This window comes from Halostella sp. PRR32 (assembly GCF_034808085.1).
In the GTDB taxonomy this organism is placed as follows: Archaea; Halobacteriota; Halobacteria; order Halobacteriales; family Natronoarchaeaceae; genus Halostella; species Halostella pelagica.
Window position 1 is genome coordinate 139,344 of sequence record NZ_JAXHGL010000004.1, and the last position, 22,858, is coordinate 162,201.

Consider the following 22,858-nt stretch of genomic DNA (forward strand, 5'->3'; position numbering starts at 1 on the left):
TGTTAGTCGGCTGCGGTCGGCGTGTGGCCCGCCGTCGGCTGGTCGTCTCCCTCGATCGCGTCACGAACCCACTCGACGGCCTCCTGTGCGTTGGCACGGCCCTCGATCTGACCGACGCCCGGTTCGTAGTCGTTTTTCGCGATAGTGAAGAACTCGTCCCAGTCGAGGTCGTCCTCTTCGACCTCGAACGTCCCGTCGTCGTTTTCGCGGATACGCGGCTCGTCCGGGATCTCCAGGTTGTACTTGCGCGCCTTCGGCAGGTACTGGTTGAGGAAGGCGTTGCGGAGCTCGTCGTTGGTCATCGTCTTCAGCCCGACTTCAGCGGCGAAGTCGTGGTGGGTGGACTTGTCGTCCGACGGGCCGAAGAACTGGATGATGCGGGGCCACCACTCGTCGAAGGCGTCCTGAAGCATCTCCTGTTCCTTCTTCGAGCCGGTCGCCAGTTCGCGCATGATCGACTCGCCGTGTTTGACGTGGAACCCTTCCTCGAAGCAGATCTTGTCCATGGCGTGGGCGTACGGTTCCCAGCTGGTGCGTTTCAGCGTCGCCTGACGGCGCATGGCCGCGCCGTCGACGAAGAAGGCGATCATGGGGATCTCCGCCCAGTTCTCCATCGGGTAGTGGAAGCAGTTGAGGAACTTCCCCTTCCCGTTCGCCAGTTCGTCCAGCATCTCTTCGCGGGTTTTGATGCCGAGCGATTCGGCGGCCCGGTAGAGGAACTGGCCGTGGCCGATCTCGTCTTGCACCTTGGCGCTGAACGCGAGCTTCCGGTCTATACTCGGCGACTGGCGGATGAACGGTCGCTCCAGGTACGCCCCCATGATCTCGCTGTTGGCGTGGAACTGGATCATGCGGGTCGCCGCCTTGCGGTACTCCTCCGGCAGGTCGTCCCCGGGGTTGAACTCCCGCGGACCGGCGCGTTCTTTCACTTCGTCTATGTTCATTGTCTACTCTTATGGACGGACGGATGAACCATAGGGTTTCACCCCTACATGAACGGGCTTTATATATGGACAGATGCGTACCGGGCCAATCCAAAGAGGAATCCGACTCGATCCGACGAGTTCCGAGCCTACGCCCCGTGGACAGATCTCCCCAAGCAGTACCTATTTCACCCCGTGTGACCACGAGGCAGTGTATGTCGGACGACCCCGAATCGATGAGAGCACGCGCTGAGAGCGATCCGTACTGTGAAACGCTCGGGATCGAACTCGTCGAAATGGACTCGGGCCACGCACGGACCGAACTGACCGTCGGCGAGAACCATCTCAACTTCCACGGAACCGTTCACGGGGGCGCGATCTACTCGTTAGCGGACGCGGCCTTCGCCGCAGCGTCGAACAGTCACGGCGAGACGGCGTTCGCGCTGGAAACGAACATCTCATATCTCGACATGACCGAGACGGGAACGACGTTAGACGCGACGGCGACAGAGACGTACAACGGCCGCCGAACGGCCGAGTACAGGGTCGAAGTCACCGGTCCCGGCGACGACCCGATCGCCACGTTCCGCGGCAGGGTTTACAAGCCCGGTTCGTCGGACGGGGAGTAAGTCATACTGTCAACTGTAACTGCGGAAAGAGAATCGGACCCCCGGAGCCGATATTCTGCAAGGAATTACAGCCGACAGTCTCAGTAGCAGTCGACCGAACGAAGAAACCCGCGGCAACCCGTGATGTCAGCGGTGGTCGTAGACGCGTTGGACCTTGCCGACTTCGGTACGCTCGATGTCACCGTACTCGACGAGTTCGAGCGAATCAGGGGAGAACACGAGGACGTTCTTGAGTCGTTCCTGGATTTCGCCACGCAACTGGTCGACATCCCCGTCGAAATCCTCGCTGAGTTCGACGGTGATCTCGATTCGGTCGAGATTGTTCTCCTCGTAGAGGTCGATGCGGTACTGTGGCTCGACGCCGTCGAACTTCAGGACGACGTCCTCTATCTCGCTGGGGTAGAGGTTCGCCCCCCTGACGATCAGCAGGTCGTCGGTGCGTCCCGTCACGTTGTCCATCCGAACCGTCGTCCGCCCGCACTCGCACTCGTCGTACGAGAGCGTCGTCAGATCGCCGGTCCGGTACCGCAACACCGGGAGCGCATCCTTGCTCAGCGTCGTCAACACGAGTTCGCCCTCCTCGCCTTCGGGGAGCGGTTCGGCCGTCGACGGATCGACCACTTCGGGGTAGAAATGGTCCTCGAAGACGTGCAGTCCTTCCTGAGCCTCGTTGCACTCACAGGAGACTCCCGGGCCGATGATCTCGGACAGACCGTACAGATCGATACCGTCCACGTCGAGACGGCTCTCGATCGCCTCCCGCATCGGGTCGGTACACGGTTCGGCCCCGAACATTATCGTCGAGAGCGGGAGGTCGCCGACGTCGACGCCCATCTCCTCGGCGGTCTCCTCCAGATACAGGGCGTACGACGGTGTGCACGTTATCACGTCACTTTCGAGGTCCTGCATCATCTCGATCTGGCGTTGCGTACCGCCAGCGCCGATCGGGAGCACAGTTGCGCCGAGTTCCTCGATCCCCTGGTGCAGACCGAGGCCGCCCGTGAACAGGCCGTACCCGTACGCGTTCTGGACTAGGTCCCCGGGTTCGACGCCCGCCGCTGCCAGGCTCCGTGCGACGACTTCGCTCCACACGTCGAGGTCGCTGTCGGTGTACGCGACGATCTTCGGTTTCCCCGTTGTGCCCGACGAGGCGTGGAGTCGCCGAACCTCCGAGTTGTCGACAGCGAACAAGCCGTCCGGATACTCGTCCCGGAAATCTTCTTTCGTCGTAAACGGCAGTTTCGACACGTCTTCGACGCCACTGATGTCGTCGGGGTCGACACCCGACTCGTCGAGGGCGTCCCTGTAAAAGGAGACGTTTTCGTACGCGTTCTCGACGGTCTCCTGCAGTCTCCGGTCCTGTAGCTCCCGCAGTTCCGATCGCGGGGCCGTTTCCACCTGGTTGTAGATCATCCTCGGTTGTACATCTCCGGTCCTAATGAAAAATCATTGGGTAGGCAAACCACCGCCGTGGAGATATGTCACGGGATGGATCCGGTGAATATTGACAGCTGTACGGGCGAACTCGATTTACCACTAAAGTGACGGTCAGTCGTCCGGTCGAGGACGATCCCGCAGACTGGATGAAATCCTCGGTGAGAACGAAAGGGCTGAGACAGTCCGGAGAGGGTCAGATATCGTCGCTTCGGAACGCTGGGGGACGCTGGACGCGTTCCGCGACGGGGTCCGCCAACGACAGTTCCATCTCGAGGTCCGACCGTAACCGCTCCTCGACGCAGAACCCAACGTTCTCGTACACCGAAATCGCGCGCCGGTTCCCCTTCGAAACTTCGAGCGTCACCGCGTCGTGACCGCGGTCCTCGGCGTAGGCGATGACGTGTTTGACCAGTTCGGTCCCGATCCCTCTGTCCTGATGCTCCGAGTGGACGAAGATGACGAACTTCGGGTCGGTCGCGTCCGCCGGGGCCACACCGACGTGGCCGACGACCTCGTCGTCGACTGCGACGAGGTTCCACCCGTCGTCGGCGAGTTTATCCAGCCAGTCCTCGATCTGGGGAACCGTCGTAGGCGGCAGTCCCATCGTTCGGCTGTAGGAGTCTATCTCGTCGTACATGGTGACGAGCGACTCCCGGTCCTCGTCGCGGTACGGGCGTATCAGCAGCGGAACGCCCTCGCTGTCGGTGAACCGTGGACAGCGGGGTGGACAGAGCGGCGTCCCCTCGCAGTCGGAGTTGTCCCAGACGTTACAGACGGTTTTCGAATCCGCCTGACGAGCGCTCATACCTGAACTTCTAATCCAACGGGTAAGGGCGCTGTGGGGAACATGTTCGCCGAAACGGTCTCGTACCGATCCGAAACGTCCACCTCGAAGAACAGGGGAACAATTATTGGGCTAGTAACCGAAAACAACGGTATGTTTAAACTACTGGCAGCGCTGGACGAAGTGGATCAGATGCACGCACAGATGGATGCGGTCGAAGATATCGCCGCCCTGTCGGACGACGTGACGGTGTATCTGCTACACGTGTTCACCGACAACCCGTCGGGGGCGTCGGTCCATCAAGTGGAGGCCGTCCGGGAAGCGATGGAACGGCTCGAATCGCTGGACGTCAACGTACAGGCCGTCGAGACGAGCGGCGACCCGGCGACGCAGATCCTCGAACAGGCGGAGGACCTAGACGTCGAACAGATCTGTATCGGCGGTCGCAAGCGCTCCCCGACCGGGAAAGCGCTGTTCGGGAGCGTTACCCAGGACGTCGTCCTCAGCGCCGACAGACCCGTACTAGTCTGCGGGGCACAGAGCCAGAACTGAGAGCGGAGACGCACTGTTTGGCGAAACCGCGTTCCGACGACGGCGACGCCCGGAGAGGAATCTTAATGTGAGTGGTTGTTCACTGGGAAAACGATGCGTGTTACCGTACTCGGAGCGGGGACGATGGGCCACGGGATTGCACAGGTGTCAGCGACGGGCGGGTACGACGTCACGATGCGCGACATCGACGAATCGATCCTCTCCGACGGGATGGAGTCGATCGAGTCGAACCTGCAGGGCGGCGTCGACCGTGAAAAGCTCTCCGCCGCGGAGAAAGAGGACGCCCTCGACCGGATCGAGACGACGACCGACCTGGAAGCGGCGGTCGCAGACGCGGACCTGGTCGTCGAAGCGGTGCCGGAGGACATGGACCTCAAGCAACAGACGTTCGACGACGTCGCGTCACACGCCCCGGAGGACGCCGTAATCGCGTCGAACACCTCCTCGATGTCGGTGACGGAGATAGCCAGCACCCTCGACCGTCCCGGGAGAGCGATCGGGCTTCACTTTTTCAATCCGGTCCACATCATGGGACTGGTCGAGATCGTTCTCGCCGAACAGACCGACGAGGCGACGGTCGACGCCGCGACGGAGTTCGTCGAGACCATCGAAAAGGAGCCAGTGACAGTTCGGGACTCAGCCGGGTTCGCGTCCTCTCGGCTCGGCGTGACACTCGGCGTCGAAGCGGTACGGATGCTGGAGGAGGGCGTCGCCGGACCGCGCGACCTCGACGCCGCGATGGAACTCGGCTACAATCACCCGATGGGGCCGATCGAACTCGGCGACGTAGTCGGGCTTGACGTCCGTCTTGACATCCTCGAATACCTCCGTGAAGAACTCGGCGAGCGGTTCCGACCGCCGCAGTTGCTCAAGCAGAAGGTCCGCGCCGGGAAACTCGGCAAGAAGACCGGTGAGGGGTTCTACGTCTGGGAAGACGGTGAGATAGTTGGCGTCAGCGGCGAGTGGGGTGACGACTGATGGCGGACGTCGAAGATGCGGCCGCCGACTTCGAGACGGTGTCGGCGACCGTCGGAGCCCACGTCGACCGGGTGGCAACCGTGACGCTGTCCCGGCCGGACGCACGAAACGCCCTCAACACCCAGTTGCGCGAGGAACTCGAAGCCGTGCTGTCGGCGGTCGAAGACGACGACTCCGTCAAGGTCGTTGTCCTCACCGGGGACGAGGAGGGCGGCGCGTTCGTCGCCGGCGCGGACGTGACGGAACTGCGCGAACGGGACTCCATCGAACAGCGTGAGCAGGGCAGGCGGCCGCGGATCTACGAGCACGTGGCGAACCTCTCGAAGCCGATCATCGCACGGCTCAACGGGCACACGCTCGGCGGCGGCTGCGAGCTCGCACAGGCGTGCGACGTGCGGATCGCCGCGGAGAGCGCGAAACTCGGACAGCCCGAGATCAACCTCGGCATCATCCCGGGCGGCGGCGGAACCCAACGGCTCCCCCGCCTCGTCGGCGAGGGGCAGGCGATGCGGCTGATCCTCTCCGGCGAACTGATCGACGCCGAGGAGGCCGCCGACATCGGCCTCGTCGACGAGGTCCACCCGGACGACGACCTGGACGAACAGGTGTACGACCTCGCCGAATCAATGGCCGAGAAGAGCCCCGTCGCTCTGGAAATCGCCAAGACCGCCGTTCAGGCCAGCTCGAAGATGGACCTGGACGATGGCATCGAGTACGAGGCGGAACTGTTCGCCCAGTTGTTCGCGACCGAAGACAAAAACGAGGGCATCGACGCGTTCTTCGAGGACCGCGACCCCGAGTGGAAGGGGAAATAACGGTCAGTCGGGGCCGGACCGTTCGACGAGTTCGCGGTTTTCCAGCGACAGGACGGTCACGCCGTCCTGATTCGTCACCGTGATCGCCTCGTGAACGATCCCCGTCTCCGGGTTGCTCTCGGACACTCGCGTGTCCAGAACCTCGTTTTCGACGGTCAGCGTGTCGCCGGGGCGGACCGGCTCGTGCCACCGGACGTCGTCGATCCCCAGACCGCCGACGACGGCCCGCTCGCTCCGGATCTCGTCGACGAGCAGGCGGACGGACAGCGACAACGTGTGGTAGCCGCTGGCGATGATCCCCCCGTGCTGGCTCGCGGCGGCCGCTTCCGGGTCGGTGTGGATGTCGAGCGGGTCGAACTGCTCGGCGAACTCGACGATATCGTCCTCCGAAACGGTCGTCGACCCGCACGATACGACGGTTCCCGCTTCGATGTCGTCGAAATAGGTCTGTCCGTCGTCGTCGCCGTTCATGCGGGAACCGTCATCACACTAGCAGAAGCGTCTTACCATTCTCCGGCGATCGGGCTGAAACGGCTCATAGGGACTCTCGTACCCGTGTACCGGTATTTGTTGGCCCGTGCCGGCGAAAGGACCGAACAGACTACAACAGTCCCTATCACTCCCCGGTGAACTCGGGGTCGCGATCGTCGCGGAAGGCGCTCACGCCCTCGGCGTGGTCCGCCGTTTTCAAGAGCGTGCTCTGGGCGAGGGATTCGACGAGTCCGGCCGTCTGCGTGTCCGTGTCGCGGGCGGTGTTGACCGCGCGCTTCGCCAGTCCAAGCGCCTGCGGCGGTTGCCCGAGCAGGTCCGAGGCGTACTCCCGGGCGGCCGCCTCGGGCGCGTCCGCGACCCGTTCGACCAAACCGATCTCGCGGGCTCGGTCGCCGTCGACCAGTTCGCCCGAGAAGATCATGTCCTTGGCCCTTCCGGGGCCGACGAGATGGACGAAACGCGAGCATCCGCCGAGTCCGGGGATGAGACCGATGTTGTGCTCGGGGAAGCCGAGTTTCGCGTCGGGGGAGGCGATACGCACGTCGCAGGCCAGCGCGAGTTCGAGTCCCCCGCCGACGCAGGTGCCGCTTATCGCGGCCATCACCGGCTTCTCCATCGTCTCGATCCCGTCGAACGCGCGGCCGAGGACGCGCGAGTTCGACCGGAATTCGGCGGTCGTCCACTCCCGCGCCTCCTCGAACAGCCCCACGTCCGCGCCGACCGAGAACACGTCGGCGTCGCCGGTGACGATACCGACGCGGACATGGTCCTCGCGAAGCACGTCGACCGCGTCCGCGAGTTCGTGTCTTACTTCCTGACTGATCGCGTTCACCGGGGGGTTCGCGAGGCGAACCGTCGCGACCCCGTCGTCGTCGACCGATACGTCCAGCGTGTCGAACTCGTTTCCTGTCATGTTAGCTCCAGTCCGGGTCTCGTTTCTCGAGAAAGGCGTCGAGTCCCTCTTCGAACACCTCGGAGTTGCTGATCCGCTTTATCGTGTCTCGCTCCTCTTCGAGATGCTCGTCCAGACGCCCCTGGAACGTCGAGTCGATCAGTTCCTTCGTCTCCTCGTACACCGACGTCGGGCCGTCAGCCAACTCCGCCGCCCACTCCGTTACCGCGTCGATGAACTCGTCTTCGGGGCCGTCGATCCGGCGGTTGGCGAGCCCAAGTTCGGCGGCCTCGGCCGCTGTGATCGGTTCGGGTTCGAAGATGAGTTCCCGGGCCTTGTACGGCCCCACGGTTTTCGCGAGGAAAAACGGCGTCGCGTTGTCCGGCGTGAGCCCGATCCTCGCGTACGCGGTGTCGAGAACGGCGTGGCTATGCATGGCGACGAGGTCGCACGCGAGCGTGAACCCCAGTCCGCCGCCCGCCGCGACGCCCGTGACCGCGGCGATGACCGGCCCGGGGAACCGACGTAGCGTGCGAATGAACCGGTTCGACGCGGCGGCGATGGCGTCGATCTTCACCGACCGCATCTCCGACGGCGCGTCGCCGATAGACCGGAGGTCGGCCCCGGCCGAGAACTCCGGTTCGCCGCAGAGAACGAGACAGTCGACGCTTTCGTCTACTCCCTCGACAGTCTCCGCCATCGCCTCCACCTGCGGCGGCGTGAACACGTTGATCGGTTCCTCGTTCCGTTCCATCACGAGGCGCGCGACGTCGCCGTTCGCGACGTACTCGATCCGCGCCTGATCGTGGACCCGTTCGACACGGGTCATTGGTGGCTCCCACCCTCACTGCGGCCGAGCGGCGCTTCCGCCGTGCGATACCGTTCCGCTAGCTGGAGATACTCCTCTCCGTACCAGCGGATCTGGTCGCGCTGTTCGTCGGTTATCGGTTTCAGTTCCGGCGGCGATCCGTACGCGATGTGGCCGTCCGGTATCTCCTGGTCCTCCCGGACGACGGTCCCCGCCGCGACGATGCAGTCGTCGCCGACTGACGCGTCGGGAAGGACGGTACTCGACATGCCGAGGAGGACGTCGTCCCCGACGGTCGCCCGGTCGACGACGACGTTGTGGCCGATGGTTACGCCCGACCCGACCGTCGCCTCGTGAAGCATCGTGAAGTCTTGCACGTTCGTCTCCTCGCCGACCGTGATGGGGCCGTAATCCCCCCGCATGCAGACGAACGGCCAGACGCTCGCCCGCGGTTCGACCGTGACATCGCCGACGAGATACGACATCTCGGAGACGAACGCCGACTCGGCGATATCGGGGCGGTCCGTCTCAAACGGTCGTTGCATTCGCGTCACCTCCGTACGGTTCGCTGATATTGCGGATCACGTTCATTTCACCCCCAGATACGTCTCCATCGCGGACCGGTCGCTCAGCAACTCCGAGGCCGGCGCGTCGTGGACGACCTCGCCGGTTTCAAGCACGTAGGCGAGGTCGGCCAGGTCGAGCGCCATCTCGGCGTTCTGTTCGACGAGGAGTATCGTAACCCCGTCGTCGTTGAGGTCCCGGATGATATCCTTTACGTCCTCGACTATCTGGGGTGCGAGACCCTCGCTCGGTTCGTCGAGCAGGAGGAGGTCGGTCTCCGGGCCGAGCAGTCCACGCGCGATGGCGAGCATCTGCTGTTCGCCGCCGCTCATCGTCCCCGCTTTCTGCGTTCGACGTTCGTCGAGTCGCGGGAAGCGGTCGTATATCTCCTCGAACCCGGCGCGTTTGTCGCCTTCGCCGGTGTGTGCCGCGAGTCTGAGATTTTCTTCGACTGTCAGATCGCCGAACACGCGTCTCCCTTCCGGCACCCAGGAGATACCCCGCTTGCGGACGGCGTGCGGTTGGAGCCCCTGGATCTCCTCGCCGTTCATCGTTATCGTCCCCGAGGTCACCGGGGTGAGACACATGATGCTCCGTAGCGTCGTTGTCTTGCCGGCCCCGTTGCGGCCGACCAGCGCGACGATCCCGCCGCGGTCGACCGAGAGCGAGACGTCGAAGAGGACGTGACTCTGCCCGTAGTGAGTGTTGATCGACGAGACGGAGAGCAGTTCCTCTGCCATCTTACTCACCACCTAGATACGCTCGCTGCACGCGGTCGTCCGTTCGGATCTCCGCGGGGTCTCCTCGCGCGATGAGTTCTCCCTCGTTCATCACTACTATGAATTCTGAGATGTCCATGACGATATCCATGTCGTGTTCGATGAGAACCAGCGTCGTGTCCGACGCGATCTCCTCGATCAGTTCGACCGTATCCACGGTCTCCTCCGGGCTCATCCCCGCCGTTGGCTCGTCCATCAACAGCAGATCCGGACCGGCGGCGAGCGCGATCCCGATCTCCAGATGCCGTCGCTGACCGTACGAAAGGTTCGATGCCTGCCGGTCGGCGACATCGAGAAGGTGAACGCGCTCCAGTACGGCCTCCGCGTCGTCGACCGCACCGTCGAGGCTCGTGTAATGCCGGAGGAAATCGGACGCACCGAATCCGGAATACCGGGCTTGTGTGGCGAGTCGAACGTTCTCTCTCGTAGTCAGGTCGTCGAAAAAGTTTGTTATCTGAAACGATCTAACGACCCCTTTGTCGACGATATCGTGCGGTGCCATGCCGTCGATTCGCTCGTCCCGGAACCGTATCTGACCGCTGGTCGGTTCGTACTTGCCGGTGAACAGGTTGAACAGAGTCGTCTTCCCCGCACCGTTCGGGCCGATGATCGACGTGATCTCGCCCTCCGGGATCGACATCGAGACGTCGTTGATGGCAGTCAGTTGACCGAACTTCTTCGTCACGTCGTCCGTTCGAAGTAGCGTCTCGTCCGTCGTTTCGCTGTCGGGCGTCTCGGGCTTGGTGCGGTTCATGATTTCCCTCGGACTTTGCGGACGTAGTTTTCGATCGCGTTTTTCGCGTTCGTCAGGGCGTTCCGCGGGTCCTCTTTAAGAGAGATGAGTACCCCCGCTAGTCCCCGCGGAGCGAAGATGACGACCACGACGAAGATGCCACCGAGGATGACCTCCCAGGCCGCTATCCCGCCGAGCATCTCCTCCAGGATGATGACCGACGCGGCTCCCAGCATCGGCCCCCAGAGCGTCCCCATCCCGCCGAGCAACAGCATCACGACGAGTTCGCCGCTGACGGTCCAGTGGAGGAACTGAGGGTGAGCGAGGCTCTGGAACGGAACGTACAGCCCACCGGCGAGGCCGGCGAATCCGCCGCTGATGGCGAACCCGACCACCTTGTACCGGCGGACGTCGTACCCGATGAACGCCACCCGCTCCTCGTTCTCGCGGATCCCCTGGAGAACGCGCCCGAACGGCGAGTTCGCCAGACGAACGAGGAACGCGAGCGACAGCGCGACCAGAAGCAGTGTCAGGAAGTAGTAGTTGATCCGGTCGCTCAGGTCGATTCCGATCAGTTCGTACAGTGCGATGCCGTAGATCCCGTTGTCGCCCCCGGTGATCGATTCGACGCCGAGGAGGGTCGCGGGGAGGTCAGCGAACGCCGCCACGTAGAACATCTGTGCGAACGCCAGCGTCAGCATTGCGAAGTAAATACCCCGAGAACGGACGCTGAACCAACCGATCACGGCCGCGACCGCGACGCCAGTGAGCATCGCCACCGGCAAGACGACGAGCGCGTTCGGCGTAACCTCCGTTATCAGCAACGCCGCCGAGTACCCGCCGGCCCCGAACATGGCCGCGTGGCCGAACGACAGCAGGCCGGCGTAGCCGAACACGAAGTCCAGCGACAGCGCAAGCAGCGCGAACACGAGTACCTGCACGAGGATGTACAGCCAGTACGGTTCGACGATGGCGACGACCGGGCCCAGAATCGCCAGCAAGACGATGAGACCGAACACGGCGAGTCGCCCCCTGCTCGTGAGGATCTGGCTGTCCCCGACGGACGTGCGTCGCGGGTCGAACATGGCAACGATCTCGCGCATCTATGCTGCCTCCGTTGCGCCGAAGAGACCGCTCGGTTTGATTATCAGGACGACTGCCATCAGCGCGAACATGAACAGGTCGGTCAGCGACGGCGCGATCAGGGCACCGTAGGCAGTGACGAGCCCGATCAGTAACGCGCTGAACACGGCCCCGCGGAAGCTCCCGAGACCGCCGATAACGACGATGACGAACGCCTGGATGATCACGCCGAACCCCATGCCGGGGTTGACTGACCGCGACGCGCCGAGGAGGACACCTGCGACGCCCGCGAGCGCGGCGCCGAACACGACGACGCCCGTGAACACCCTCGATACGTCGAAGCCGAGCGCGTCGACCATCTCCGTGTCGTGAGCGCTCGCGCGGATGATGATACCGATGTCGCTCCTGCTGATCGCGAGCCAGATCGCTCCGATGAGAACGGTGCTCACCGCCAGGACGAACATCCAGTAGACGGGATAGCTGAGCGACCCGTACGTCAGCGTGCCCGAGAGCGCATCGGGAACCTGGATCCTGAGCGACTGAGCGCCCCAGATCTCGACGACGAGCCCCTGCGTCATGATAGCGATTCCGAACGTGAGCAGGATGTGATACAGCGGGTTGCGTCCGTACAGCGGTCGAAGCGACAGAATCTCTATCGCGCCACCGACGACAGCGACGAGGAGAGGCGCGATGACGAGCGCCAACCAGAAACTCCCCAGTTCAGTTGCGACGGTGACCCCGAAGTACGCCCCCAGCATGTACAGCGCGCCGTGGGCGAAGTTGATCACGTCTAACATCCCGAAGATGAGCGTGAGACCTGCGGCGACGAGCGCGAGCGTCATTCCAAGCTGAAGGCCGAGCAAGGTGGCCCGGATCAGCGTCGTCGCGTCTACCACTGCGTCTCACCTCCGGTAGCGTGGCGCTGGTTGTTCGGGTCGGTGGTCATCTTACAGGCTGCAACCCCAGGTCGGAATCTCGGGCCGTTCGAGGGTTTCGACGACCTCGTTCTCGACGGGGACTTCCCCGTCGCTCTCGACGACTTGGCGGATGTCCATGTCCTGGATCGGGTCGTTCGTTTCGGGGTGGAACTGGAAACTCCCGCGCGGGCTGTCGATCTCCGTGCCGCTGAGCGAGTCGGCGAGGTCGTCCGGGTCCGTCCCGTCGACGTCGTCGACAGCGGCGTTGAAGGCCTGCGCCGAGTCGTACCCCTGAACTGCGTACACGTTCGGCCGAGTGTCGTGTTCGCTCATGTAGTTCTCGACGAACTCCTGGTTCCGGTCGTTTTGCTTCGTCGGCGTGTAGTGCAGGATAGAGTACTTCCCGAGTGCCGCTTCCCCTTGTGCGGGGAGCGTGTCTTCGGAGAGGAGGAACCCACTCCCCGTCTGTGTCATTTTGTCGTCGAGACCGAAGTCGCTGAACTGGGAGACGTAGTTGACCGCGTCGCTACCGGCGAAAAACGAGAACACGGCGTCGGCACCGCTGTCCTCGATCTCACCGAGGTACGGCGAGTAGTCGTCGCTGCCGAGCGGTACGCCGACCTCGCCGACGACTTCGCCGCCGGCCTCTTCGAACGCCTCCGCGAAGAAGTTCTTCGAGTTCTGGCCGAACGCGTAGTCGGCGTAGGCGAGAACGACGTTGTCGGCGACGTTGTCGTACACCCACGGCGCGAGCGGGGCACTGGTCTGCCAGTCGTTGAACGACGTTCGGAAGTGATACTTCAGACAGCCCTCCTTGACGACGCGGTAGTCGCCGGCGTTGGCGTTGAGCCAGATCGCGCTGGCCTCGTTCTCGACCGTCTGCATCATCGCTATCGCGACGGCGCTCGACACCGGTCCGACGAGGACGTCCGCACCCTCGTCGACGAGCATCTGACGGGTCACCGAGACGCCGCGGTCGGTGTCGGCCTCCGTGTCGCTCTGTACCGTTTCGACCTCGCGGCCGGCTATCTGACCGTCGTTCTGGTCGAGAAAGAGTTCGAAGCCGTTGACGATACTCTCTCCGAGCAACGAGTACGTCCCCGAAAAGGGGAGCACGTACCCGACCGTCAACGTCCCGTCGTCGCTGCCGGTGATCCCACCGAGACAACCCCCCAGAGCGGCGGCCGTTCCCGCGACGCCGCTACTGAGCAGGAATCGTCGTCGCGACGTAGTTGTCGACGACTGTGATGCGTCTCGCTGTCCACGCTTGGTAGTGCTCCTCTTGGGAGTCATACACAAGTCGTAGTCGATCACGCATTTATAATTTTCGACCATGATGAGTTCTTTTCTCCGGAGTCAGAGCCGGAACGCCGCGTGGATTTATAAGGGAATATCGTAGACGGATCAGTGATGGCACCAAACCCGTTACCTACGTTGGAAGAGGCAGTGTCGGAGATAGAGTCCGGCAGTTCCGTCGCTGCCGGTCTCGCGCTCGAACATGCGATCCCTTTCGCGGTCGGCCACGAACTGCTGCGGCAGGGAACGGACGACCTCACGATGATCGGCCCCATCAGCGACCTCCTGTTCGACCAGTTGATCGGCGGCGGCGCGGTTTCGGGTATCCGGGCGGCGTGGGTCGGTAACGTGAGCGCCGGCACCGGCTACCGGTTCCGCGAGGCAGTCGAAAACGACCGGATACGCGTCGAGAATCACTCTAATTTCAGTATCGCGCTCGCGCTCAAAGCCGGTGCGATGGGCGTCCCGTATCTGCCGACCAGATCGCTACTCGGGAGCGATATCTTCGAGGAGAGCGATCTGTTCGCCCGCGCCGAGGACCCGTTTACCGGCGACGAGGTCGTACAGGTTCCGGCGGTAAATCCAGACTGGACCGTGGTCCACGCACAGCGTGCGAGCCCCGAGGGCGACGTCCACATGTGGGGTAACACCGGAATCACGGACCCCGCCGTCGGTGCCGCGGAGAACGTCCTCGTGACGACCGAGGAAGTCGTAGACTCCGAGACGATCAAGAGCGACCCGAGCAGGACCGCTATCACCCGCGAACAGGTCACCGCCGTCGTCGAGTGCCCCTTCGGGGCGCACCCGTCCCCGTTGACGGGCCACTACAACCGCGACAACGAGTACTACCTCGACTATCACAGTCAGACAGACACGCAGGAAGCGTTCGACGAGTGGGCGGACGAGTGGGTGTACGGCGTCGAGAACCGTGACGAGTACATGGAGTTAGTCGACGCCGACCTGTCTATCACCGAACCCACCGTCGCCGCGGAGGTGGAGTATGGCCAGTGAGGAGTACACCGACCGAGAACTGATGGTCAGTGCCGCGGCCGCCGAGATAGACAACGGTGACACGGCCTTCGTCGGTATGCGACTCCCACTTATCGCGTTCCAGGTCGCCGTCAGCACACACGCGCCCGATTCGATGGCCGTCTACGAGAGCGGGGTCGTCAGAGACGCCCCGGCCGACGGGTTCATTCACACCATGTGTGACCTCCCGAACCTGAACCGCGCCGTGTCGACGACCGGGATGATCGACATCATGAGTCGCCTCCAGCGGGGCGACGTCGATGTCGGCTTCCTCGGCGGGGCCGAGGTAGACCGGTACGGAAACCTCAACACCACGCGGGTTCGAGCGGGTGACCGCGAGGTTCGACTCCCCGGTAGCGGCGGTGCATGCGACATCGCGTGTATGGCCGACAGGACTGTTCTGCTGATGCCGCACGAACCGCGGCGGTTCGTGGAGGAGGTCAACTACGTCACCAGTCCGGGACATGCGAGCGACGGGAGCGGCCGGGAGAACCATCCCGCCCCAGGCGGCGGTCCCAGCGCTCTCGTCACCTCCAAAGCCACCTTCGGATTCCGCGACGGCGAACTCTATCTCCGTAGCACGCACCCCGGCGTCGACGCCGACGACGTGCTTGCCGACTTCCCGTGGGACGTGAACACGGCGTCGGACGTGGGCGAAGGGACAGTGACCACAACCTCGAAACCGACGGGAGAGGAGCTAGAACTGATCCGAACGTTCGACCCTGACGGCTTCTGGACGTAGATGACGGCGACCGGGGTCGGTGAACACCCCGATGTTAAGAACTGGCAGCACGTTCTCCCGTGTATGCCAGGTACCGACGATATCGACAACCCCGAAGCGTTCGCCGACGACCTCCCACTGACGGCGGTGTTCGGAGATCACCCGAAAACCCGGATCGTAAGCGCGCTGTTGACCGAGTCGGAGAACCCGACGACCGACTTCAGCGTAAGCGAGATCGCACGGATATCCGGCGTCGACGACGATAGGGTCGCCGACCACCTCGACGAACTCCGGTCTTCGGGGATCGTCGTCGAAACGGACGAACTCGACGACGCAGCCACGTACAGGCTCGACGAGGACCGCGCTGTCGTCGCAGACGTTCGCCAGTTGCACGAGGATCTGTTCGAGGAAACGACCGGATCCGCCGAGTAACGGTGCAGCGAGCACATCGAAAGATCACAGATAGAATTTCGGTTTCGTGTTCGATTTCCGTACAACAACCGTTAGGTATTTGGTCTGATCCTATGATCGAATAGTTATCATGGCGCTAAGAGAGCCAGCGGAGAACTTACCAGACGAATCAGCGAAGCCGGACTATATTCACGCCGTCCCCGAGGCCCACTACCCAAAGCGGATCAACGTCGTCGACGAACTCGTGGACACACACGTACAGGACGGACGCGGGGACAACGTGGCGATCCACTTCGAGGACGAAGAGATCACCTACGCGGAACTACAGGAACGAGTGAACCGGATGGGGAACGCGCTCCTCGATATGGGGATCGAAGCGGGTGACCGCGTCGCCGTTCGGTTCCCGAACCGCCCGGAGGCTATCGTCAGCTGTCTCGCCATCCAGAAGATCGGTGGCGTTGCGCTTCCGTCGATGAAGCTCCTCCGCGCGAAGGAACTCCGGTACATCATCAACAACGCCGAAGCGCGTGCGATCGTCGTCTACGACGACCTGCTCGACGAGGTCGAAAACGCGATGTCCGACCTAGAGACGGTCGAAAACGTGATCGTCGCCGAGCGAAACGGCGTCGAGCACGACCGACACAGTTACGACGACCTGCTGGACTCGGCGAGCACCGACCTCGAGAGCCGCGAAACTAAGCGCGACGACCCCGCGCTGATGCTTTACACCAGCGGGACGACGGGGCGGCCGAAAGGCGCGATCCACACCCATCGACAGATCCTCGCATCCGCCGACACCTACGCTCGGTACTGTCTGGAACCCTCGGAAGACGACGTGTTCGGCGGTAATCCGCCGCTACCGTTCGCGTATGGGTACGGGGATCTCGTCACGTTCCCGTTACGGTTCGGCGGGAGCACGAGTATCGTTGAGGACGCGGACCCGGGCGACCTGCTCGAAGCCGTCGAGAACCACGGGATCACGGTGCTCTGTTCGATCCCGACGGCGTTCAACCAGATGCTCTCGGAGTATCCGGACGGGCCCGAGACGTACGACGTGTCCTCGCTACGGGTCGGCGTGAGCGCCGGCGAGCCGCTGACGCCGACGACGTTCGAATCGTTCCGAGACGAGTACGGGGTCGAGCTACTCGACGGGATCGGGACGACGGAGATGCTACACATCTTCATCAGTCACCGCCACGACGAGGAGATAGACCCCAGCGCGACCGGGTTCCCCGTCCCGGGATACGAGTGCAAGATCGTCGACCCCGACACCGGAGAGGAGTGTGAGCGCGGCGAACCGGGACTACTGGCGGTCCGCGGTCCGACCGGGATCGAGTACTGGGGCCGGCCGGACAAACAGGCGGACGCCGTGAAGGACGGCTGGTCGTATCCGGGAGACATCTTCGTCCAGCGAGAGGACGGTCGTCTGGAGTACAAGTCCCGGAACGACGACCTCATCATTTCGAGCGGATACAACATCCCCGGGCCCGAGGTAGAGGCAGTCATTCAGGAGCAAGAGTCCGTATCGGAAGTAGCCGTCATCGGGAGCCCGGACGAGGAACGCGGCGAGATAGTGAAGGCGTTCGTCGTGCTAACAGAGGACCAATCGGCTAACGACGCTCTGGTCGAGGAAATACAGAACCACGTGAAAAACTCCCTTGCACCGTACAAGTACCCGCGCGAAGTGGAGTTCGTGAACGAACTCCCCCGGACCGAGACCGGGAAGATCCGTCGGACCGAACTCCGGGATCAAGAGCAGTCGTAGCGCGGCCTTCTTCGCTGCCGTATACCTGATTTTTGGACCCTCGGTAGTCGTACCGTCGGTATCGTCGTTCTTAGTGGTGCTAGCACGATCGCGTATCTGGGAAGATATACTGTCGGCTGTAAGTCCTTGTGGACGTTCACCGGATCGGTCCGGCGAATATCCACACTCGGTTACAGCCGACAGTACACCCGTACCGACAAACCGGTAGTTCTCTGTGACGGATTGCCCGTATACGTCTATCGTATACGATAGTAAGGAGAGATCCGATATGATCCCGACTTCACGGCCGCAGACTCGTAACTACCCTATCGGTTAGGGCACAATATCGCATATAAACACACCCTAAGCCCGTGTTATTTTCGGGTGTATTCGGAATCGTTTACGATATCCGTATACGGCAATACAGGACTGTCGCGCCGCTAGTCGGGTTCACAGACGACGGACGAATCCTCGGTCGCTCACAGAGAGCGAGATGAAAATAGAAGACCCCAAACCGGATCACGGCATCAGGCTCCGCCCTTGGCGGAAACCGCCACGTTGTCCTCCAGAGAGCGGGCCACGACGTAGAGGCTCCAGATGAACAACCAGAGGGCGAAGCTCGGGATGACTACCCACCACCAGGCCCGGGTCAGTTCGCCGGATTCGAACACCTGATGCAACATTAGACCCCAACTGACCGTATCGGAGTTACCCAGCCCGATGAAACTCAGGCTCGCTTCGAGCAGGATGCCCCAGGTGATGGCGAACACGAAGTAGATCAGGATGAGAGGCAACAGGTTCGGGAGCAGGTGGTAGTACATTATCTTCACGTCGGACGATCCGGCTGCTTTCGCGCTTTTGACGAACTCGCGTTCCCGGAGCGACAGCGTCTCCGAGCGAGTGATCCTGGCGACCGACCGCCAGAACAGGAGCGCGATCACGACGGCGATGGTGTACAGTCCCGACCCGAATATCGCGACCAGGATGATCGCGAGCGGGTAGAACGGCAACCCGTACGCGAGGTCGGTGAGACCCATCAACAGAGTATCTACTTTCCCCCCGTAATACCCGGACACGAGTCCGATGTTGACTCCGATGGTGACGACGAGAGCCGCGGACAGGAATCCGACGAGCAGCGACGTCCGGAACGAGTGGATCGTCTGGCTCAGAACGCTGTACCCGAGGTACGTCGTCCCGAACGGGTACGCGGCGCTCGGCGATTCCAGTTGCGCGTACTCGCCCGACGGCTTCTGTAGATATTCGAACGGACCAGGCATCGGGAGGTGCGGTCCGACGATACCGATCAGTACGTACACAACGAGGATCGTGAGTGCGAACTTCCCCCACCGGTCCTCGAAGACCGGTTTGAAGAAGTCCCATACTATCCGTCGAGCCCGCGAGGCCGATTGGTAGTACTTCTCGTTTATCATGTTTTTCCGTAGCTAATCCGCGGATCGAAGTATCCGTACGCCAGATCGACGATAAGGTTCGTTAGCAACACTATCACAGCCACCATGAAGAACGCAGCTTGCGCGACGGGCATGTCCTGCCGCGTCGCCGCGAGCACCAGTTCGCGGCCGATCCCCGGCCACGAGAACACGACTTCGATGAGGATCTGACCGCCGAAGGCGACACCGACCATCGGCGTCAGCCACGTCAGGAGCGGGAGCATACTGTTGCGTGCCGCCCGCTGGCGCACCTGTCGGGGTTTGAGTCCCTTGAGCCTGTGCAGTTCGACGTAGTCCTTCTGGCGCTCACTGATGATGTTGTTCCGCATCAGCAACATCGGATCGGCGATGTAATGGAGCAACGCAGTGATAAACGGTAACGCCGCGTACTTGTAGAACGTGGGCGACGTGAGTCGCTCCGTGACGGACTTGTCAGCACCTCCGATGGGACCCATACCTCCAGTCGGCAGCCAGCCGAGGTTGTAGGAGAAGATCACCAGGAGGGTCAGCCCGAGAACGAAGTGCGGCACGGCGCGGATGGACACCGGGACGTACGTCCCCCAGCGGTCGAGGGCCGTATCCTTGTTCCAGCCGACGATCGATCCCCAGAAGTACGCGATGACCATCACCAGCGTGAGCGCCGGCACCATGATGAGGAGCGTGTTGATCAGTCTCGGGAATATTACTTCTGCCACGGGCTCCCTGTAGAAAAAGGAGATACCGAAGTCCCCCTGAAGCACGTTCCCGATGAAGATCACGTACTGCTCGTGCAGCGGGCGGTTCAATCCGAAGGTTTCGAGCATCGACTGACGCGCCTCCTCGGTGAACTGTCCGCTGATCAACATCGCTGTCGGGTCGCCGGGCATGACCCGAAACAGGACGAAAATCGCTGACAGGAGGAAAAACAGCATCGTGACGAAACTCACGACCCGCCTGATCAGAAACTCAGTGAGTGAATTTGTCATAATAGGTGAACGGGATCTGTCGCTTACTCTTCTGGGTAGTGGAGGTTGTTGTTGTTGTCGAACTCGTACCCCGCCTCGCGGAGTGTCTCCTTGGCACCTTCGACATCGCGTTCGACAGGCGGGAGATCAGCCGCGTAGTCGAGTTGCGGGTGGACCAGTGTCCCGTCGCCGATGTCCGCCTCGCCGTTGTAGAAGATCTGTGCGATCCGCTGGGCGTCGGTCGCCTGCATGAGCGCCTTACGGAACGCAACGTCGTTGTACGGCGCTTGGTCGAGGTTGAAGGTCATCTTCATCTGCAACACGCTCGCCGCGGTCGACTTGGTGATGTAATCGTTCTCCGCGAGCGCGTCCGTCACCGACGGCGGGGGTGACGAGGTCGTCATGTGAATGTTCTGCTCCTCGAAGTCCGCGCGGATCGCTTCCATGCTCGCCCGGTTGACGAAGATGAACTCGTCGTACGCGGGGGTCTCCCAGTGGTCGTCGAACGCCTCGTATCGGATCTCCGAGTCGGTGATTTCGGTTATCTCGAGCGGACCGCTGCCGACCAGTTGGTCGACGTCCGCGTCCCAGTTGACCGGCTCGTCTACCTCGTCCGGGACGTTCTCCCAGATGTGCTTGGGCAGGATATTCATGAACGTCATCGCGGAGTTGAGGAACGCGACGTTCGGCTGTGCAAGGCTCACTCGCACGGTCTGATCCGTCTCCAGGGTCGCGCTCTCGACATCGCTGAGGAACGGGTCGTACTTCGGGAAGGTGTACTCCGTCAGGAAGTCGAACGTGAACTTGAGGTCCTCTCCCGTGACGGACTCCCCGTCGTGGAACGTCATCCCGTCGCGAAGCGTCATGTCTATCGTCGTCTCGTCGATCTGTTCGTACTCCTCGACCGCCCAGTTTGTCGGGTTCCCGTCCAGACCGACCCGGCTCGGCGTGTCGTACGCCAGTTTGAGCAGATACTGGAGGTCGTTCGAGCTGGGAGCAAGCGGATTCGGGATAGCGATCTCCTGTTGGGCACCGACGATGAGTGTGTCGGTATCGCCCACAGGCTCGGCCGTCAACACGGTCATCGTCCCCGTCGTCCGAGCGCCGATGAACTCTGTCGGTTGGATGTCGAACTGCCCCGTGTTAATCGGTAGCGTCGCCTTCGGCCAGACGTACGTTAACTCGGGCAGGTCTTCGCGGAGGATCTCCTGCATCTGCTGGATGATCTCTGTCCGCTCCGACTGGTCGTACGCCGCTCGCTGCTGGTCGAAGAGGTCGTCGTACTCCTCGTTTTCGTATCCCGAGGCGTTCACCGACGAATCCGACGTGTACGTCGAAAGGAAGTAGTCAGGGTCGACCCGGTCGGGGGACGACCCCCACGGCGTGTGGCTGACGTTTTCGGGCTGGTTGGTGTACGCCTCCCCGACGAACGTTCCCCACGTCGTCGTGTCGAGTTCGAAGTCGACGCCGATCTCGCTCCACATGTTCGCCGTCTCCCTCGCGACGTCGACGAAGTTCGAGAGTTCGCCGACCCTGATCGTTTGCGTACCGACCTGCTCGCCCGGGGCTCCGCCCCCACTGTTACAACCTGCCAACAGGGCTACCGTCGCCATAGCCCCGCCTTTCAGCATCGATCGTCGGTCTATTGACTGTTCTCCGAAGTCGTACCGCCGTTTATTGTCGTCTGTCATTGGTATCCAGTATGCGACTCTACCACATACTCCCGCTCTGTTTCTGTTCCGTTAGCCCACACTATATAACTTTCGATGATCTAGGTTTCCCTCGGTTCACTGTGGGGTTTCGGGTGAAATCGACGCGTGTTCTTTCCGTGCCGCTAACAGAGCCGAATCGACATCGGCGGCGTCCTCCTCGAACGGGAGACGCACTAGACGATGATCCAGCGCCATGTGAGCGACTTCTTCGAGCATCTCGGCGGACGCCAACGGTTCACCACGGAGCGCAGCTAACGCCTGGACGGACCGTCGTAGCGTGTTGTCGCCGCGGTGACCGTCGACACCGAGACGGACGTTCGTCTCCGCGATGGTTTTCGCGACCCGGGCCGGTAACTCGACGCTGTCGAGTCGGTCGCGCGCGTCGACGATCCGGCGAGTCAGGTCCCGTTCCTCCTCGGCGTACGTCTCCTGGAACGCCACCGGGTCGGCGTCGAACGCCGCTCGACGGTCACTGATCTCCACCCGTTCGTCGACGTCCTCCACTCCTTCCACGTCGACGACGAGCCCGAACCGGTCCAGCAGTTGCGGCCGCAGCGACCCCTCCTCGGGGTTCATCGTTCCGACGAGGATGAACTCCGCGGGGTGGCGGTGGGAGACGCCCTCTCGCTCGACGACGTTCTCTCCCATCGCCGCCGCGTCCAGCAGTACGTCCACCAGGTGGTCGTCGAGCAGATTCACCTCGTCGACGTACAGCACGTTTCGGTTCGCGGCCGCGAGGATCCCCGGCTCGAACCGCTGTCGGCCCTCCGTCACCGCCGCTTCGAGATCCAGCGTTCCGGTCACTCTGTCCTCGGTGGCGTTCAGCGGCAGGTCGACCACCCGCATCGGGCGGGTCTCCGCCGACAGCAACTCGCCGTTCTTGCGGCGCTGCCGGCACTCACCACACATCCGCTCAGGATCTGTCGGTGAACAGCCGTACGGGCAGTCCGCGACTGCCTCCTGATCGGGAAGCACGTCCGCCAACGCGCGGACAGCCGTCGATTTCGCGGTGCCGCGCTCGCCCCGGATCAGCACGCCGCCGATATCCGGATTAACCGCGTTCAGCACCAGCGCGCGCTTCATCCCCTCCTGATTCACGATCGCCGTGAACGGGAACGTCGTCGATTCCTCTGTGGTCATCTCGTCGTCAGTCATACGTTGTTCTCG

Annotated in this window: 24 protein-coding genes; 8 read left to right on the top strand and 16 right to left on the bottom strand. The window is 62.5% G+C overall.

From position 1 onward, the window contains the following. Window positions 1-2: 2 nt before the first annotated feature. Window positions 3-944 (bottom strand): 1,2-phenylacetyl-CoA epoxidase subunit PaaA, encoded by a 942-nt coding sequence (gene paaA / locus SM753_RS14790; RefSeq protein ID WP_323192189.1) that lies wholly within the window; start codon window positions 942-944, stop codon window positions 3-5. A 194-nt stretch (window positions 945-1,138) separates the two neighbouring features. On the opposite strand from paaA, the gene SM753_RS14795 reads away from it, so the two are divergent. Next, window positions 1,139-1,552: a hotdog fold thioesterase gene (locus tag SM753_RS14795; protein WP_138798764.1), complete on the top strand. Its 414-nt coding sequence runs from the start codon at window positions 1,139-1,141 to the stop codon at window positions 1,550-1,552. Window positions 1,553-1,678: 126 nt separating this feature from the next. Here the strand turns inward: SM753_RS14795 and paaK are convergent, their stop codons facing one another. Together paaK and SM753_RS14805 are read right to left on the bottom strand one after the other, a co-directional pair. Then, complete coding sequence (gene paaK / locus SM753_RS14800; protein ID WP_323192190.1) at window positions 1,679-2,965, bottom strand: phenylacetate--CoA ligase PaaK; 1,287 nt, start codon at window positions 2,963-2,965, stop codon at window positions 1,679-1,681. Window positions 2,966-3,182: 217 nt separating this feature from the next. After that, window positions 3,183-3,794 (bottom strand): GNAT family N-acetyltransferase, encoded by a 612-nt coding sequence (locus tag SM753_RS14805; protein ID WP_135535983.1) that lies wholly within the window; start codon window positions 3,792-3,794, stop codon window positions 3,183-3,185. A 132-nt stretch (window positions 3,795-3,926) separates the two neighbouring features. Between SM753_RS14805 and SM753_RS14810 the strand changes: the two genes are divergently transcribed. The 3 genes from SM753_RS14810 (at window position 3,927) to SM753_RS14820 (ending at window position 6,118) form a co-directional block, all read left to right on the top strand. Further along, complete coding sequence (locus tag SM753_RS14810) at window positions 3,927-4,325, top strand: universal stress protein (protein WP_323192191.1); 399 nt, start codon at window positions 3,927-3,929, stop codon at window positions 4,323-4,325. 93 nt (window positions 4,326-4,418) lie between these two features. Continuing rightward, on the top strand, window positions 4,419-5,303 hold the full coding sequence (locus SM753_RS14815; RefSeq protein ID WP_135535981.1) for a 3-hydroxyacyl-CoA dehydrogenase family protein: 885 nt from the start codon (window positions 4,419-4,421) through the stop codon (window positions 5,301-5,303). Next, entirely contained in the window at window positions 5,303-6,118 is an 816-nt protein-coding gene (locus tag SM753_RS14820) for an enoyl-CoA hydratase/isomerase family protein (RefSeq protein WP_135535980.1), read from the top strand. Before SM753_RS14815 ends, SM753_RS14820 begins: the two co-directional genes overlap by 1 nt. Before the next feature lie 3 nt (window positions 6,119-6,121). On the opposite strand, the gene SM753_RS14825 is transcribed toward SM753_RS14820, so the two are convergent. The 9 genes from SM753_RS14825 to SM753_RS14865 form a co-directional block, all read right to left on the bottom strand. Beyond that, complete coding sequence (locus SM753_RS14825) at window positions 6,122-6,589, bottom strand: MaoC family dehydratase (RefSeq protein ID WP_323192192.1); 468 nt, start codon at window positions 6,587-6,589, stop codon at window positions 6,122-6,124. A gap of 145 nt (window positions 6,590-6,734) precedes the next feature. Next, the gene (locus SM753_RS14830) at window positions 6,735-7,523 is read right to left on the bottom strand and encodes an enoyl-CoA hydratase/isomerase family protein (RefSeq protein WP_323192193.1); all 789 of its coding nucleotides are present in this window, start codon (window positions 7,521-7,523) and stop codon (window positions 6,735-6,737) included. Window position 7,524: 1 nt separating this feature from the next. Then, window positions 7,525-8,331 (bottom strand): enoyl-CoA hydratase-related protein, encoded by an 807-nt coding sequence (locus SM753_RS14835; RefSeq protein ID WP_323192194.1) that lies wholly within the window; start codon window positions 8,329-8,331, stop codon window positions 7,525-7,527. Further along, the gene (locus tag SM753_RS14840) at window positions 8,328-8,855 is read right to left on the bottom strand and encodes a gamma carbonic anhydrase family protein (RefSeq protein ID WP_135535976.1); all 528 of its coding nucleotides are present in this window, start codon (window positions 8,853-8,855) and stop codon (window positions 8,328-8,330) included. Before SM753_RS14840 ends, SM753_RS14835 begins: the two co-directional genes overlap by 4 nt. A 42-nt stretch (window positions 8,856-8,897) precedes the next feature. Next, window positions 8,898-9,614 (bottom strand): ABC transporter ATP-binding protein, encoded by a 717-nt coding sequence (locus tag SM753_RS14845; RefSeq protein ID WP_323192195.1) that lies wholly within the window; start codon window positions 9,612-9,614, stop codon window positions 8,898-8,900. Window position 9,615: 1 nt separating this feature from the next. Continuing rightward, on the bottom strand, window positions 9,616-10,407 hold the full coding sequence (locus tag SM753_RS14850; RefSeq protein WP_323192196.1) for an ABC transporter ATP-binding protein: 792 nt from the start codon (window positions 10,405-10,407) through the stop codon (window positions 9,616-9,618). Continuing rightward, complete coding sequence (locus SM753_RS14855) at window positions 10,404-11,489, bottom strand: branched-chain amino acid ABC transporter permease (RefSeq protein WP_323192197.1); 1,086 nt, start codon at window positions 11,487-11,489, stop codon at window positions 10,404-10,406. The genes SM753_RS14850 and SM753_RS14855 overlap by 4 nt, the downstream gene beginning before the upstream one ends. Beyond that, entirely contained in the window at window positions 11,490-12,365 is an 876-nt protein-coding gene (locus SM753_RS14860) for a branched-chain amino acid ABC transporter permease (protein ID WP_237561341.1), read from the bottom strand. A gap of 51 nt (window positions 12,366-12,416) precedes the next feature. After that, window positions 12,417-13,679, bottom strand: a complete 1,263-nt coding sequence (locus SM753_RS14865) for an ABC transporter substrate-binding protein (protein WP_323192198.1) — start codon at window positions 13,677-13,679, stop codon at window positions 12,417-12,419. A 117-nt stretch (window positions 13,680-13,796) separates the two neighbouring features. On the opposite strand from SM753_RS14865, the gene SM753_RS14870 reads away from it, so the two are divergent. From SM753_RS14870 to SM753_RS14885, 4 genes are all read left to right on the top strand, one after another. Then, a complete protein-coding gene (locus tag SM753_RS14870; protein WP_323192199.1) occupies window positions 13,797-14,693 on the top strand; it encodes a CoA-transferase in 897 nt (298 codons plus the stop codon). Further along, window positions 14,683-15,453 (top strand): CoA-transferase, encoded by a 771-nt coding sequence (locus tag SM753_RS14875; protein ID WP_323192200.1) that lies wholly within the window; start codon window positions 14,683-14,685, stop codon window positions 15,451-15,453. Before SM753_RS14870 ends, SM753_RS14875 begins: the two co-directional genes overlap by 11 nt. 63 nt (window positions 15,454-15,516) lie before the next feature. After that, window positions 15,517-15,864, top strand: a complete 348-nt coding sequence (locus SM753_RS14880) for a winged helix-turn-helix domain-containing protein (protein WP_323192201.1) — start codon at window positions 15,517-15,519, stop codon at window positions 15,862-15,864. Window positions 15,865-15,973: 109 nt separating this feature from the next. After that, on the top strand, window positions 15,974-17,608 hold the full coding sequence (locus SM753_RS14885; RefSeq protein WP_323192202.1) for an acyl-CoA synthetase: 1,635 nt from the start codon (window positions 15,974-15,976) through the stop codon (window positions 17,606-17,608). Between the two features lie 506 nt (window positions 17,609-18,114). On the opposite strand, the gene SM753_RS14890 is transcribed toward SM753_RS14885, so the two are convergent. From SM753_RS14890 to SM753_RS14905, 4 genes are all read right to left on the bottom strand, one after another. Continuing rightward, a complete protein-coding gene (locus SM753_RS14890; RefSeq protein WP_323192203.1) occupies window positions 18,115-19,017 on the bottom strand; it encodes an ABC transporter permease in 903 nt (300 codons plus the stop codon). Then, entirely contained in the window at window positions 19,014-20,000 is a 987-nt protein-coding gene (locus SM753_RS14895) for an ABC transporter permease (protein ID WP_323192204.1), read from the bottom strand. Before SM753_RS14895 ends, SM753_RS14890 begins: the two co-directional genes overlap by 4 nt. A 23-nt stretch (window positions 20,001-20,023) precedes the next feature. Beyond that, window positions 20,024-21,670 (bottom strand): ABC transporter substrate-binding protein, encoded by a 1,647-nt coding sequence (locus SM753_RS14900; protein ID WP_323192205.1) that lies wholly within the window; start codon window positions 21,668-21,670, stop codon window positions 20,024-20,026. A gap of 96 nt (window positions 21,671-21,766) precedes the next feature. Then, window positions 21,767-22,846 carry an AAA family ATPase gene (locus SM753_RS14905; protein ID WP_323192206.1) on the bottom strand — a complete coding sequence of 360 codons (1,080 nt, stop codon included), beginning with the start codon at window positions 22,844-22,846 and terminating at the stop codon, window positions 21,767-21,769. Between the last annotated feature and the right edge of the window lie 12 nt (window positions 22,847-22,858).

Excerpts from the sequence above, each read along its gene's own strand:
- paaA (WP_323192189.1), bottom strand. The coding sequence starts at position 944 with ATGAACATAGACGAAGTGAAAGAACGCGCCGGTCCGCGGGAGTTCAAC.
- SM753_RS14795 (WP_138798764.1), top strand. The coding sequence starts at position 1,139 with ATGTCGGACGACCCCGAATCGATGAGAGCACGCGCTGAGAGCGATCCG.
- paaK (WP_323192190.1), bottom strand. The coding sequence starts at position 2,965 with ATGATCTACAACCAGGTGGAAACGGCCCCGCGATCGGAACTGCGGGAG.
- SM753_RS14805 (WP_135535983.1), bottom strand. The coding sequence starts at position 3,794 with ATGAGCGCTCGTCAGGCGGATTCGAAAACCGTCTGTAACGTCTGGGAC.
- SM753_RS14810 (WP_323192191.1), top strand. The coding sequence starts at position 3,927 with ATGTTTAAACTACTGGCAGCGCTGGACGAAGTGGATCAGATGCACGCA.
- SM753_RS14815 (WP_135535981.1), top strand. The coding sequence starts at position 4,419 with ATGCGTGTTACCGTACTCGGAGCGGGGACGATGGGCCACGGGATTGCA.
- SM753_RS14820 (WP_135535980.1), top strand. The coding sequence starts at position 5,303 with ATGGCGGACGTCGAAGATGCGGCCGCCGACTTCGAGACGGTGTCGGCG.
- SM753_RS14825 (WP_323192192.1), bottom strand. The coding sequence starts at position 6,589 with ATGAACGGCGACGACGACGGACAGACCTATTTCGACGACATCGAAGCG.
- SM753_RS14830 (WP_323192193.1), bottom strand. The coding sequence starts at position 7,523 with ATGACAGGAAACGAGTTCGACACGCTGGACGTATCGGTCGACGACGAC.
- SM753_RS14835 (WP_323192194.1), bottom strand. The coding sequence starts at position 8,331 with ATGACCCGTGTCGAACGGGTCCACGATCAGGCGCGGATCGAGTACGTC.
- SM753_RS14840 (WP_135535976.1), bottom strand. The coding sequence starts at position 8,855 with ATGCAACGACCGTTTGAGACGGACCGCCCCGATATCGCCGAGTCGGCG.
- SM753_RS14845 (WP_323192195.1), bottom strand. The coding sequence starts at position 9,614 with ATGGCAGAGGAACTGCTCTCCGTCTCGTCGATCAACACTCACTACGGG.
- SM753_RS14850 (WP_323192196.1), bottom strand. The coding sequence starts at position 10,407 with ATGAACCGCACCAAGCCCGAGACGCCCGACAGCGAAACGACGGACGAG.
- SM753_RS14855 (WP_323192197.1), bottom strand. The coding sequence starts at position 11,489 with ATGCGCGAGATCGTTGCCATGTTCGACCCGCGACGCACGTCCGTCGGG.
- SM753_RS14865 (WP_323192198.1), bottom strand. The coding sequence starts at position 13,679 with ATGACTCCCAAGAGGAGCACTACCAAGCGTGGACAGCGAGACGCATCA.
- SM753_RS14870 (WP_323192199.1), top strand. The coding sequence starts at position 13,797 with ATGGCACCAAACCCGTTACCTACGTTGGAAGAGGCAGTGTCGGAGATA.
- SM753_RS14875 (WP_323192200.1), top strand. The coding sequence starts at position 14,683 with ATGGCCAGTGAGGAGTACACCGACCGAGAACTGATGGTCAGTGCCGCG.
- SM753_RS14880 (WP_323192201.1), top strand. The coding sequence starts at position 15,517 with ATGCCAGGTACCGACGATATCGACAACCCCGAAGCGTTCGCCGACGAC.
- SM753_RS14885 (WP_323192202.1), top strand. The coding sequence starts at position 15,974 with ATGGCGCTAAGAGAGCCAGCGGAGAACTTACCAGACGAATCAGCGAAG.
- SM753_RS14890 (WP_323192203.1), bottom strand. The coding sequence starts at position 19,017 with ATGATAAACGAGAAGTACTACCAATCGGCCTCGCGGGCTCGACGGATA.
- SM753_RS14895 (WP_323192204.1), bottom strand. The coding sequence starts at position 20,000 with ATGACAAATTCACTCACTGAGTTTCTGATCAGGCGGGTCGTGAGTTTC.
- SM753_RS14900 (WP_323192205.1), bottom strand. The coding sequence starts at position 21,670 with ATGACAGACGACAATAAACGGCGGTACGACTTCGGAGAACAGTCAATA.
- SM753_RS14905 (WP_323192206.1), bottom strand. The coding sequence starts at position 22,846 with ATGACTGACGACGAGATGACCACAGAGGAATCGACGACGTTCCCGTTC.